General features: G+C 61.8%; 12 protein-coding genes. 4 read left to right on the forward strand and 8 right to left on the reverse strand.

Going from position 1 to position 12,400, the window contains the following annotated elements; translation table 11 throughout:
* Window positions 1-19: 19 nt before the first annotated feature.
* The 4 genes from M5C56_RS01910 to M5C56_RS01925 are packed head-to-tail and all read right to left on the reverse strand — an operon-like array spanning window position 20 to window position 4,763.
* Window positions 20-1,549: a DHA2 family efflux MFS transporter permease subunit gene (locus M5C56_RS01910; protein WP_103499467.1), complete on the reverse strand. Its 1,530-nt coding sequence runs from the start codon at window positions 1,547-1,549 to the stop codon at window positions 20-22.
* 60 nt (window positions 1,550-1,609) lie between these two features.
* Complete coding sequence (locus M5C56_RS01915; protein ID WP_103499468.1) at window positions 1,610-2,806, reverse strand: efflux RND transporter periplasmic adaptor subunit; 1,197 nt, start codon at window positions 2,804-2,806, stop codon at window positions 1,610-1,612.
* 15 nt (window positions 2,807-2,821) lie between these two features.
* Entirely contained in the window at window positions 2,822-4,291 is a 1,470-nt protein-coding gene (locus M5C56_RS01920) for an efflux transporter outer membrane subunit (RefSeq protein WP_103499469.1), read from the reverse strand.
* Window positions 4,281-4,763: a MarR family transcriptional regulator gene (locus M5C56_RS01925; RefSeq protein WP_103499470.1), complete on the reverse strand. Its 483-nt coding sequence runs from the start codon at window positions 4,761-4,763 to the stop codon at window positions 4,281-4,283. Before M5C56_RS01925 ends, M5C56_RS01920 begins: the two co-directional genes overlap by 11 nt.
* A 202-nt stretch (window positions 4,764-4,965) precedes the next feature.
* On the opposite strand from M5C56_RS01925, the gene M5C56_RS01930 reads away from it, so the two are divergent.
* Complete coding sequence (locus M5C56_RS01930; RefSeq protein ID WP_103499471.1) at window positions 4,966-5,148, forward strand: type II toxin-antitoxin system HicA family toxin; 183 nt, start codon at window positions 4,966-4,968, stop codon at window positions 5,146-5,148.
* A 23-nt stretch (window positions 5,149-5,171) separates the two neighbouring features.
* Window positions 5,172-5,576, forward strand: coding sequence for a type II toxin-antitoxin system HicB family antitoxin (locus M5C56_RS01935; RefSeq protein WP_103499481.1), 405 nt, complete (start codon window positions 5,172-5,174; stop codon window positions 5,574-5,576).
* Here M5C56_RS01935 and miaE read toward each other — a convergent pair.
* Window positions 5,573-6,187 (reverse strand): tRNA isopentenyl-2-thiomethyl-A-37 hydroxylase MiaE, encoded by a 615-nt coding sequence (gene miaE / locus M5C56_RS01940; protein WP_103499472.1) that lies wholly within the window; start codon window positions 6,185-6,187, stop codon window positions 5,573-5,575. The two genes, M5C56_RS01935 and miaE, sit on opposite strands and share 4 nt — an antisense overlap.
* Window positions 6,188-6,412: 225 nt before the next feature.
* On the opposite strand from miaE, the gene M5C56_RS01945 reads away from it, so the two are divergent.
* Window positions 6,413-7,276: a universal stress protein gene (locus tag M5C56_RS01945; protein WP_103499474.1), complete on the forward strand. Its 864-nt coding sequence runs from the start codon at window positions 6,413-6,415 to the stop codon at window positions 7,274-7,276.
* On the opposite strand, the gene M5C56_RS01950 is transcribed toward M5C56_RS01945, so the two are convergent.
* A complete protein-coding gene (locus M5C56_RS01950) occupies window positions 7,277-7,747 on the reverse strand; it encodes a DUF1289 domain-containing protein (RefSeq protein WP_103499475.1) in 471 nt (156 codons plus the stop codon). It abuts the gene before it with no gap.
* Between the two features lie 403 nt (window positions 7,748-8,150).
* On the opposite strand from M5C56_RS01950, the gene acnB reads away from it, so the two are divergent.
* Window positions 8,151-10,751, forward strand: coding sequence for a bifunctional aconitate hydratase 2/2-methylisocitrate dehydratase (gene acnB, locus M5C56_RS01955; protein ID WP_103499476.1), 2,601 nt, complete (start codon window positions 8,151-8,153; stop codon window positions 10,749-10,751).
* Between the two features lie 70 nt (window positions 10,752-10,821).
* Here the strand turns inward: acnB and queF are convergent, their stop codons facing one another.
* A complete protein-coding gene (gene queF, locus M5C56_RS01960) occupies window positions 10,822-11,652 on the reverse strand; it encodes an NADPH-dependent 7-cyano-7-deazaguanine reductase QueF (protein ID WP_103499477.1) in 831 nt (276 codons plus the stop codon).
* 83 nt (window positions 11,653-11,735) lie between these two features.
* The gene (locus M5C56_RS01965) at window positions 11,736-12,251 is read right to left on the reverse strand and encodes a cupredoxin family protein (protein ID WP_103499478.1); all 516 of its coding nucleotides are present in this window, start codon (window positions 12,249-12,251) and stop codon (window positions 11,736-11,738) included.
* Window positions 12,252-12,400 lie beyond the last annotated feature (149 nt).

The raw sequence follows: 12,400 nt of genomic DNA on the forward strand, positions 1-12,400 counted from the left end.
TGTGCCGTGCGTATTATCGTCAATGCCCCGCCGCAGCCGGCCCGGCCTTCGCCGCGAACGGCGGCTTGGCCAGCCACACCAGCAGCATCAAGCCCATGAAGCCCCAACCCAGCAACGTAAAGTAATCCACGGTCGAGAGCATGTACGCCTGGCTGGTGAGCACCTGATCCAACTGGGCATAAGCCCGGGTACCCGCCCCACCGAGATTGCTCAGGGTGTCGCGCGTCGCCGGATCGAAGGGGGTGATGCTTTCACTGAGATAAGCATGGTGCTGGTCCGCCCGGCGAATCCAGATCCAGGTGGTCAGCGATGCGGCAAAGCTGCCCCCCAACGTACGCAGGAAAGTCGCCAGGCCGGCACCGTCGGCAATCTGGCTGGGCGGCAGGTCCGACATCAGGATGCTCAGGGTCGGCATGAAGAACAACGCCACACCGATCCCCATGAACAGTTGCACCATGGCAATATGCCCGAAGTCCACCTCGTTGGTAAAACCGGCGCGCATAAAGCAGCTCAGGCCGATTGCCAGGAACGCCAGGCCGGCGAGTAGGCGCAGATCGACCTTATTGGCGTATTTACCGACGAAAGGCGACATCAGTACCGGCAGGATCCCGATCGGCGCCACCGCGAGGCCGGCCCAGGTCGCGGTGTAGCCCATCTGGGTCTGCAACCACTGCGGCAGGATCAGGTTGATGCCGAAGAACCCGGCGTAGCCGAGGATCAGCACAATGGTCCCGATGCGGAAGTTGCGATAGGCGAACAGCCGCAGATTGACCACCGGATGCTTGTCCGTCATCTCCCAGATCACGAACACCGACAGGGCAATCGCCGAGATGACCGCACCGATCACGATGAAGTTCGACTCGAACCAGTCCAGGTCATTGCCCTTGTCGAGGATCACCTGCAAGGCCCCGACACCAATGATCAAGGTCAGCAAACCGACATAGTCCATCGGCTGGCGACTGATCTCCACCGGCCGGGCCTTGAGTTGCTGGCGAACCACCATCGCGGCGAATACGCCGATGGGCACGTTGATAAAGAAGATCCACGGCCAGCTGTAGCTGTCGGTAATCCAGCCGCCGAGAATCGGCCCGGCAATCGGCGCGACCACCGTGACCATTGCCAATAGCGCCAGGGCCATGCCGCGCTTGGCCGGCGGATAGACCGCAATCAGCAGCGTCTGGGTCATCGGGTACAGCGGCCCGGCGACCAGCCCTTGCAGCACGCGAAAGCCCACCAGTTCAGGCATCGAGGTGGAAATACCGCAGAGGAACGACGCCATGACAAAAAGGATCGTCGCCCAGATAAACAGTTTCACCTCGCCAAAGCGCCGGCTCAGCCAGCCGGTCAGCGGCAAGGCGATAGCGTTGCTCACGGCAAAGGAGGTGATGACCCAGGTGCCCTGCTCCGAACTCACCCCCAGGTTGCCGGAAATGGTCGGCAAGGCCACGTTGGCGATGGTGGTGTCGAGCACCTGCATGAAGGTCGCCAGCGACAGGCCGATGGTGCTGAGCAACAGGCTGGGGGGAGTGAAAGATGCGTTCGAGCTCATCGCGAATCCTTGGAAACGAGGCAGGTGCCGCGACGCTCGGGTCGCGGCTGGATTGGCGACTCAGCGTTGCGCGGTTTTCGTCGCTGTGGCGCTGTTTTCATGGATCAGCCGGGTAATTTCCGCATCGGCATCGGCCAGTTGCTGCCCATACACATCGGTGCTGAACGAAGCCTTCTGCGGCGGCTGCTGGGCCAGCACCGGGCCGCTCTGGTCATGCAGGTTGACCTCGACCTGGGTCGACAGGCCGACCCGCAGCGGGTGCTTGGCCAGCTCTTCGGCGTTGATGTGAATGCGCACCGGCACCCGTTGGACAATCTTGATCCAGTTGCCGGTGGCGTTCTGCGCCGGTAGCAAGGCAAAGGCACTGCCGGTGCCGGCGCCGAGGCTGTCGATGGTGCCGCTGAATTTCACCGAACTGCCATACAGGTCGGCCTCGATGTCCACGGGCTGACCGATGCGCATATCACGCAGCTGGGTTTCCTTGAAGTTGGCGTCGATCCACAGCTGATCCAGGGGAATCACCGCCATCAGCGCGGTACCCGGCTGAACCCGCTGGCCCAATTGCACGGTGCGCTTGGCGACATAGCCGGTGACCGGGGCAATCAGGGTGGTCCGCGCATTGGCCAGATAAGCCTGGCGCAGTTGCGCGGCCGCGGCTTTGACATCCGGGTGATTGGATACCACGGTATCATCCACCAGGGCATTGCTGCTGTTGAGTTGATGCTGGACGTTGTTCAGCGCGCTCTGGGCGGAGGTCAGGTCGTCACGGGCGTGGGACAGCTCTTCCTGGGAAATCGCGCCACCGGCCGCCAGGTTCTTGCGACGGGTAAAGTTTTCCTGGGCCTTCTGCACCGCTGTCTTCTGCTCGGCGACCTGGGCGCGTATGCCGTCGACATTGCTGTACAGACCGCGGACCTGGCGCACGGCCTTGGCCAGGTTGGCCTCGGCGCTTTGCAGACCGATCTTGGCGTCACTCGGATCGAAGTTCACCAGCACCTGCCCGGCATGCACCAGATCGCCGTCATCGGCACCGATGCTGACCACGGTGCCGGTCGCCAACGGGGTGACTTCCACCACGTTGCCGTTGACATAGGCGTCGTCGGTGCTTTCGTTCCAGCGTCCGTAGACTTCATGCCAACCCCAGACACCGAGGCCGCCAAGGATCACCAGCAGGGTGAGACCGGTCAGCATGACCTTGCGCTTGCGGGAATTGCCAGCATCCTGGGTTGTTTCAGTAGTGTTCGTTGCAATGGCCATGGCAAGTACCTTGAATTAATAAGTCTGAGCCGAGGGGCGGGTGGCGTTCGAGGCGATGTTGTCAGCCTGGAAACCACCACCCAGGGCCTGCATCAGTTCAATGGAGAGGTCGATCTGCTGGGCATTCAGGTCCGCCAACTGACGCTGGGCCTGCAACAGGGTCTGCTCGATGGTGAGTACGTCCAGGTAGTTGCCGATGCCCGCGCCGTAGCGCTGCAACACCGTGTTATAGGAGTCCTGGGCGATATCCGCCGCATGTTGCTGGGCCACGATCTGCTGGCCGAGGGCGCGCAGTTGCTGGAGGGTGTCGCTGACATCACCCAGGGCCTGGACCAGGCTCTTGTTGTATTGCGCCACCGCCAGGTCGTAGTCGGCGTCCTTGGCGTCGAGGCCGGCGCGCAGGCGACCGCCATCGAAGATCGGCAACGAGACGGTCGGCGCGATGCTGAAGAAGCGACTGGGGGAACCGAACATCGCATCTCCCAGCAACGACTCGCCACCGGCGGCGGCACTCAGGTTGAGGTTGGGATAGAAACGCGTCTTGCCGGCAGCGATATCCTTGCTCGCGGCCTCGACACGCCAGCGCGCGGCCACCAGGTCCGGACGCCGCCCCAGCAGTTCCGCCGGCAGCACCGAAGGCAAGGCCACGGCGCTCGGCTGGAGGATTTTCGGCCGGGCGATCTCATTGCCGCGATCCGGGCCCTTGCCCAGCAACACGGCCAGGGCGACCTTGGCGCTTTGCAGCTTTTTCCCGGCGTCGATCACCTGCTCTTCAGCCGTGGCGGCCAGGCTTTCGGTCTGCTGGTACTGGTAGTGGCTGTCGATGCCGGAACTCAGCCGACGCTTGCCCAGGTCCAGCAGCTTGTGGGTGCGCTGCAGGTCATCGTTGGCCAGGTCATAGACGATATGCGCCTGCCCCAGGTTGCTGTAGGCCCGTGCCACGTCGGCGGCCAGGGTCAGTTGCGCGGCCTGGCGGTCGACTTCGGCGGCGCGCGCCTGGCCCAACGCGGCTTCCCAGGCGTCACGCTGGCCGCCCCAGAGATCGAAGCTGTAGTTGAAGGTGACACCCGCCTTGCGCACGGTCTCGTAGAGGCCGCCGCGACCGGTGGGGTCCTGGTCCCGTGGCAGGCGCGAACGGGTGATACCGCCACTGGCATCGAGGGTCGGCGTCCGCGCCGCATCGGCGGCATCGGCCGCTGCGCTGGCCTGATGCGCCCGCGCGCTGGCGACCTGCATATCGGGGCTGTCGCGCAGGGCTTCGCGGATCAGGCCATCGAGTTGCGGATCGCCGAGGCTTTTCCACCAGTCGCTTTTCGGCCAGGCCGCCGGCGACAGGGTCACGCCCTTGAGGGATTGAGCGGCCTTGAGGTCTTTCGCCTCGAGGCTGACGCCTTCGGTGTTCAGGCCGCTGTAGCTGGCGCAACCGGCCAGGACCATCGACACGAACACCAGGCTGAAGCCGGTACGCAGGGTTTTACTGCTCATTTTTTTCACCCACCCGCAGCAGGGTGATCGAGTCCCCGGCCGCCAGCAAAATTTTCTTCAGGATCTCTTCCAGGCTCCGCAGCTCTTGCGGGGTGACAGCCCCTGCCAGTTCGTTCATCGCATCGGCACCGATTTCCGGCAAACGGTCGGCAAGGACCTGCCCCTGCGCCGTGAGCACCAGTTGCACCTGGCGCCGATCACCTTCGGAGCGCCGACGGGCGAGCAGATCTTTCTGCTCCAGGCGATCGAGCATGCGGGTCATCGAACCGCTGTCCAGGGACAGGTGGCGGCACAGCTCGGCCGGAGTATCGACCCCGAACTGGGCCATGATGATCAACACCTTGAACTGCGCGGCGGTGATGCCGTACGGCACCATATGGGCGTCGATGATCCGGTCCTTGAGCAACGCGGCACGGCCCAGGAGCAAGCCGAGATGGCAGTTGTGAAAGTCGTCCGGGGTGAAATGTTTCATTAGGCCACCAAAAGCTGCTTAGGCAGAGAGTTGGTGAGATATTACTGCTTAGGCAGCTAATATCAAAGCATTAGTTAGCAAGCTTTTTATTTAGTCGATGAAAGGCGACCCGCCGGATAGATAACTCTAGACACACCTTTGAATTCGATGTTTGATAGCGATACGGCTAGGCTTCCCTGACATACCTGACAAGGAGTCACAGGTGAAAAGCAGGGATTTGATCGCCGAACTGGAGGCCGCTGGCTGGATACTGAAACGAATCAGGGGCAGTCATCATGTGTTTGTCCACCCCAGCAGCCCCCACTCGATCCCCGTGCCACATCCGAAGAAGGATCTGCCGCTCGGGACCATCAGAAGCATCAGAAAACGGGCGGGCTTGCTATGAACCCGTTCAATCAGGAGACCATCATGCAATATCCCATCGCGATTGAATGGGGTGATGAACACACCGCCATCGGCATCCAGATTCCGGATATTCCGGGGGCCGTGACCGCCGGCGATACGTTCGAAGAGGCTTATAACGCCGCCCTGGAAATCGCCCACATCATGCTCGAGGAGATCGTTTCGAACGGTCAGCCCGTGCCGACACCCTCGCCCTCCTTCACCCATCGGAAAAATCCCGAGTTCGCGGACATGGGCTGGGGCATGCTGGAAATCGATATCTCGCCCTACCTGGGCAAGACCGAGAAGGTCAACGTGACCCTTCCCGGCTTTGTGATCCAGCGTATCGATCGTTACGTGCGCGACCACCGGATCAAGAGCCGCTCATCGTTCCTGGCGGACGCGGCGCTGGAAAAGCTGGTGCGCACTTAAACGCTGGCAACGGCCGGGACACCGCTGTGGAAGCGGAATTCGCTGTCGGGTGACTCGATCAGGTCCTGCTCGACCGCCCGCACCCGCTCGATGACTCGGCCGACGTCCTCGGCGTCGCCGTATTGGTAGGCCAGTTTCAGGTAACCCTGGAAATGCCGGGCCTCGCTCTTGAGCAGGCCGAAGTAGAATTTGCCCAGTTCTTCGTCCAGATGCGGCACCAGGGCCTCGAAGCGCTCGCAACTGCGGGCTTCGATAAAGGCGCCGACCACCAGGGTGTCCACCAGTTTGACCGGTTCGTGGCTACGGACCGCCTTGCGCAACCCCGAGGCATAACGACCGGCGGACAACTGCCGCAACTCGATCTTGCGCCGCTTCATCAGCCGCATGACCTGTTCGTGGTGCACCAACTCTTCCCGGGCCAGACGCGACATCAGGTTGATCAGATCGACATGGGAGTGGTACTTGGCGATCAGGCTCAAGGCGGTGCTGGCCGCCTTGAACTCGCAGTTCTTGTGATCGATCAGCAGCGTTTCCTGATCCGCCAGCGCCGCCTGCACCCAACCTTGCGGGGTCGGGCAACCGAGGAATTCATGGATTTCCGGCAGATTCACAGGAAAACTCCCGTCACAGGAGAGGCTTGGCAAGGGCGCAACGCGGGAATAGTCGACATGGGGCTCACAAAAACCGGGGGGATCAGGCAGAACAAGGTCGCCGATTATACGGCGGCCGGAGCAGATCGCCAGTCGCCCTGCTTGATATGCATCAAGGTCGCAGTCGGCAGACTGCAACTATAGTTGTATCAAGTCGCCTTCAGACTTTCTCGGAGCACCCCGACCATGCAAGCCATCCGCAGCATTCTGGTGATACTCGACCCCGACCACGCCCACAGCCTGGCCCTCAACCGCGCCAAGCTGATCGCCGGCGTCACGGATGCGCACCTGCACCTGCTGATGTGTGATCCCAAGCACGACCACAGCGCCCTGCTCAGCCTGCTCAAGAGCCAGTTGCATGACGACGGCTACAGCGCCACGGCCGAACAAGCCTGGGACAAGACCATGCACGAGACCATCATCGGCGTGCAACAGGCCGAAGGCTGTGGCCTGGTGATCAAGCAACACCGCCCCGACAGCCCGCTGAAGAAGGCCCTGCTGACCCCTTCCGACTGGAAGCTGCTGCGCTACTGCCCCTGCGCCGTATTGATGGTCAAGACCGAGACGCCCTGGTCAGGAGGCGTCGTTCTGGCGGCCGTGGACGTGGGCAATGCCGATGATGAACACCGGCACCTGCACGCCAGCATCATTGATCACGGCTATGACATCGCCAGCCTGGCCAAGGGCAGCTTGCACGTGATCAGCGCCCACCCCTCGCCCATGCTGTCGGCCGCCGACCCGGTATACCAGCTCAGGGAAACCATCGAAGGCCGTTATCGCGACCAATGCCGGGATTTCCAGGGCCAATTCGATGTGGATGACGAACACCTGCATATCAAGGAAGGCCCCGCCGATGTGCTGATTCCCCATATGGCCCGCACGCTCGGGGCCGCGGTGACGGTGATCGGCACGGTGGCGCGCACCGGGATTTCCGGGGCACTGATCGGCAATACCGCGGAAGTGGTGCTCGATGCCCTGGAAAGCGATGTGCTGGTGCTCAAGCCCCAGGAAATCATCGATCACCTGGTGGAGACGGCGCCACGACCCTGATCAGCCGCCCATGGCCTCCTTGAGGAAACCCGGGGCGATATAGCGCTGGTAATGCGCCTCGGACAGCAGGAAAAATTCCCGATCGATGGCGTCGCGCAGCTCAGGCAGGCCCCAGTCGCGAAACTCCGGCAGCAACACCATGCCATAGGCCTCCAACTGGCTGATCACCCGCGCGCCACGGGCAATCAACTGGTATGCCCAGCAATATTCCGACTGATGGGGCACGAAGCGGATCTTGCGGGCCTCCAGTTGCTGGCGCAGCCTGGACGGATCGAATACCTCGATCTTGGCCACCATGACCTGGACCAGCAATTGTTCCAGGCGCAACCAGACCGCACGCTTTTCTTCCTCGCTGTAGCCGTTCCAATGGATGACTTCGTGGTGGAAGCGCTTGCAGCCCCGGCACACCAGATCACCGTAAACAGTGGAGCAGAGGCCGACGCAGGGGGTCTTGATGGTCTGATTGGACATGGGCAGGGGTCACGCGGAAAAGCAGAACAGGTCCGCATGTTAGCCCTTTGTCTAACAAGGGTCACCCCCGAACCTGTAGGGCCTAACTTACCTTTCTTTGGAATATGCCGTAGAATCGGCCTGCCTTTTTAGGCGCCAATGTCCGTTGGAAGCTGTTTTCAAAGCGTCACGAGCACAGTTCACCCTAGAGAACGGCGTTGGCGCAGGAATTCCCCCCCGGAAGCCCCTGCGCCGACCCTCATCAGCCCCGTTCCGCAGGCGTAAAACTTTGAAAACAGCTTCTGTTGGAAATCGTGGAAACTCTGGCTAAGCGGCTCAAAAAGCCCCGCAGCGCATGAGTGCCGTGCATTTCTGGATGAGCGTCCCGGACACCCATTTGGGACCACTGATGAGGGTAATAACTGTGCTTGAAGCCTACCGCAAACATATCGAAGAGCGTGCAGCCCTGGGTATCGTGCCCCAGCCGCTTAACGCCGAACAAACCGCAGGCCTGGTCGAGCTGCTGAAAAATCCCCCGGCTGGCGAAGAAGCTTTCCTCGTTGACTTGATCACCAACCGCGTTCCGCCTGGCGTGGACGAAGCGGCCTACGTCAAGGCCGGTTTCCTTTCCGCCCTGGCCAAGGGTGAAGTCAAGTCCCCCCTGATCGACAAGAAGCGCGCGGTAGAACTGCTCGGCACCATGCAGGGCGGCTACAACATCGTGACCCTGGTCGATCTGCTGGACGACGCCGAGCTGGCAGCCGTTGCCGCCGCGCAACTCAAGCACACCCTGCTGATGTTCGACGCCTTCCACGACGTCGCGGAAAAAGCCAGGAACGGCAACGCCCACGCCAAGGAAGTGATCCAGTCCTGGGCTGACGGCGAGTGGTTCAAGAACCGCCCGGTGCTGGCCGACAAGATCAGCCTGCGCGTATTCAAGGTCACCGGCGAAACCAACACCGACGACCTGTCGCCGGCTCCGGACGCCTGGTCGCGCCCTGACATCCCGCTGCACGCCCTGGCCATGCTGAAAATGGCCCGTGACGGCATCGTGCCTGACCAGCAAGGCGCCATCGGCCCGATGAAACAGATCGAGCAGATGCGCAACGACGGCTTCCCGATCGCCTACGTCGGTGACGTGGTCGGTACCGGTTCGTCGCGTAAATCGGCCACCAACTCGGTGCTGTGGTTCTTCGGCGACGACGTCCCCTACGTGCCGAACAAGCGCGCAGGTGGCTTCTGCTTCGGCAGCAAGATCGCCCCGATCTTCTACAACACCATGGAAGATGCTGGCGCACTGCCGATCGAGTTCGACGTTACCAACATGAACATGGGCGACGTGATCGACCTGTACCCCCATGCTGGCAAAGTCACCAAGCACAACAGCGATGAAGTCCTGACCACCTTCGAAATGAAGACCCCGGTCCTGCTCGACGAAGTCCGTGCCGGCGGTCGTATTCCGCTGATCATCGGCCGCGGCCTGACCGAGAAGGCGCGCGCTGAACTGGGCCTGCCACCTTCGACCCTGTTCAAGCTGCCGGAAGCTCCCGCTGAAAGCACCAAGGGCTACACCCTGGCGCAGAAAATGGTCGGCAAGGCCTGTGGCGTGACGGGCGTTCGTCCTGGCACCTACTGCGAGCCGAAGATGACCACCGTCGGTTCCCAGGACACCACTGGTCCGATGACCCGCGACGAGCTGAAAGACCTGGCCTGCCTGGGCTTCTCCACCGACCTGGTCATGCAGTCGTTCTGCCACACCGCGGCCTATCCGAAGCCGATCGACGTCACCACGCACCACACCCTGCCGGACTTCATCATGACCCGCGGCGGTGTTTCCCTGCGTCCGGGCGACGGCATCATCCACAGCTGGCTGAACCGCATGCTGCTGCCGGACACCGTCGGCACCGGTGGTGACTCCCACACCCGTTTCCCGATCGGCATCTCGTTCCCGGCCGGCTCCGGCCTGGTGGCTTTCGCCGCCGCCACAGGCGTTATGCCATTGGACATGCCGGAATCGATCCTGGTGCGTTTCAAGGGCAAGCTGCAACCCGGCGTCACCCTGCGTGACCTGGTTCATGCCATCCCTTACTACGCCATCCAGAAAGGCCTGCTGACCGTCGAGAAGAAAGGCAAGAAAAACGCCTTCTCCGGCCGCATCCTGGAAATCGAAGGCCTGGAAACCCTGACCGTCGAACAGGCTTTCGAGCTGTCCGACGCCTCGGCCGAACGCTCCGCCGCCGGTTGCACCATCAAGCTGTCGAAAGAGTCGATCGCCGAGTACCTGAAGTCGAACATCACCCTGCTGCGCTGGATGATCGGCGAAGGCTACGGCGATGCCCGCACCCTGGAGCGTCGTGCTCAGGCGATGGAAGCCTGGGTTGCCAACCCGGAGCTGCTGGAAGCCGACAAGGACGCCGAGTACGCGGAAATCATCGAAATCGACCTGGCCGACGTCAAGGAGCCTGTGCTCTGCGCGCCGAACGACCCGGACGACGCCCGTCTGCTCTCCAGCGTTGCTGGCGAGAAGATCGATGAAGTGTTCATCGGTTCCTGCATGACCAACATCGGCCACTTCCGCGCTGCGGGCAAGTTGCTGGAACAGGTCAAAGGCCAGTTGCCAACCCGTCTGTGGCTGTCGCCGCCGACCAAGATGGACGCTCACCAGCTGACCGAAGAAGGCTACTACGGCATCTACGGCAAAGCTGGCGCACGCATGGAAATGCCGGGCTGCTCGCTGTGCATGGGTAACCAGGCACGGGTAGAACCGAACTCCACCGTGGTCTCGACTTCGACCCGTAACTTCCCGAACCGTCTGGGCGACGGCGCGAACGTCTACCTGGCTTCGGCTGAGCTGGCGTCCGTGGCTTCGATCCTGGGTCGCCTGCCGACCGTCGAGGAATATATGGAGTACGCCGGTAAGATCGACAGCATGGCTGCCGACGTTTACCGCTACCTCAGCTTCGACCAGATCGCCGAGTTCCGTGAAGCCGCGGCGAACGCCAAGATTCCGGTCGTTCAAGCCTAAGCTGTACGCGCAATAGAAAAAGCCCCGACTAGTCGGGGCTTTTTTATGCCTGTCGGTTTTATACCTGCCGTTACTGACGCACCAGGCGCTGGTTCTGGAACGCAGCCGCTTCGGTACTGCGATACGGATTGATATCCAACCCGCCCCGTCGCACGTAACGCGCATACACCGTCAATTTTTCCGGTTTCAACAGGCGTTGCAGGTCGAGGAAGATCCGCTCCACACACTGCTCGTGGAAGTCCGAGTGCTGACGGAAACTCACCAGATACGCCAGCAGGCTCGCGTGATCCAGCGCCGCGCCGCGATACTCCACCACCACACTGCCCCAGTCCGGCTGGCTGGTCACCGGGCAATTGGACTTGAGCAAATGGCTGTGCACGCTCTCCTCGACAATCCGCGACGCATCGCAACGCAACAGTTCCGGACGCGGATGGGCGTAGTCACTGACACTGATCTCCAGGTCGTCGATGCACACACCCGGCAAAGCGACCACACCCTCGGCCTGCACCTCGCTCAAATGGCGGACCCGCACCCCCACCGGCTTGCCGGCAGCGGCCGACAGATCGGCACGCAGTACCGCTTCCAGACTGGCGGTATCAACGAACGGCGTCTGGTTCAGGGAGTTGAGGTACAGCTTGAAGGACTTGGATTCGATGATATTCGGCGAATCCGCCGGGATGCTGAACTCACCGATCGCCACCACCGGCTTGCCGGACGGCAACAACCAGGACAACTCGAAGCAGTTCCAGAAGTCCACGCCGACATACGGCAGGGTCTCGGCGCTCAGGCCCAGCTCGGCCCATTTGGCCGCCCGTGGAATCGGAAACAGCAAAGACGGGGTGTAGGTGGCGATGTACTCACTGGACTTGCCCAGTGGCGAATGTTCGGCGGCGGGATGCATGACAAAAACCTGACTGAATAAACCCCGCCAGTCTATCGCAATTCACCCGCATGCACGAAAACCCCGGGCCTGGCCGGGCCACTTCAAGGCGCAACCTTCACCGTCCCGACCATCCCCGCCTGGTAATGCCCGGGAATATTGCAGGCAAACTGCAGGTTCTTGGCCTGGCTGAAGGTCCAGGTCAGTTCGGCGGTCTTGCCCGGCTCCACCAGCACACTGTTGGGGTCGTCATGCTTCATCCCGTGCCCCATGGCCCCGTGATCCATGCCCGTCATATTCATGCCGGTGGCGGTCAACTGGCCGCCCTGCTGCATCTTGAGCATCTCCTGCTGGTGCTCGGCATGGGCCGCCGCATGGCCCAGGTTGAATTCATGCAGCAGATGACCTTTATTGATCAGCACGAAACGCACGGTTTCACCCGCCTTCACATCCAGTTCCTTGGCACTGAAGGCAATGTCGGTCATGGTCAATTCAACCGTACGGGTGGCCTTGCTCGGCGGCGCCGGCTGGCCGAAGTCGTAGCTCTCCGCGGGCGAGGCCAGGGCAGGCAGACTCAGGGCCAGCAAACCGGCCAGCAGCAAGCTGTTACGCAAAAACATAATCACACTCCAAGGGGATGGGCTCCAGGCTGTGTGAAACTGTAAGGCCCGCTCGCTGGCATTGAGCTGACCTTCAGATTACAACTTTGTCAGCTTGCCCCCCGGCCAGCGAGTGCGCGGTATAACGTTCCTGTGTCATTAGCCATGAG

It is taken from the genome of Pseudomonas sp. MWU13-2862 (assembly GCF_023242495.1).
Classification (GTDB): domain Bacteria; phylum Pseudomonadota; class Gammaproteobacteria; order Pseudomonadales; family Pseudomonadaceae; genus Aquipseudomonas; species Aquipseudomonas gingeri_D.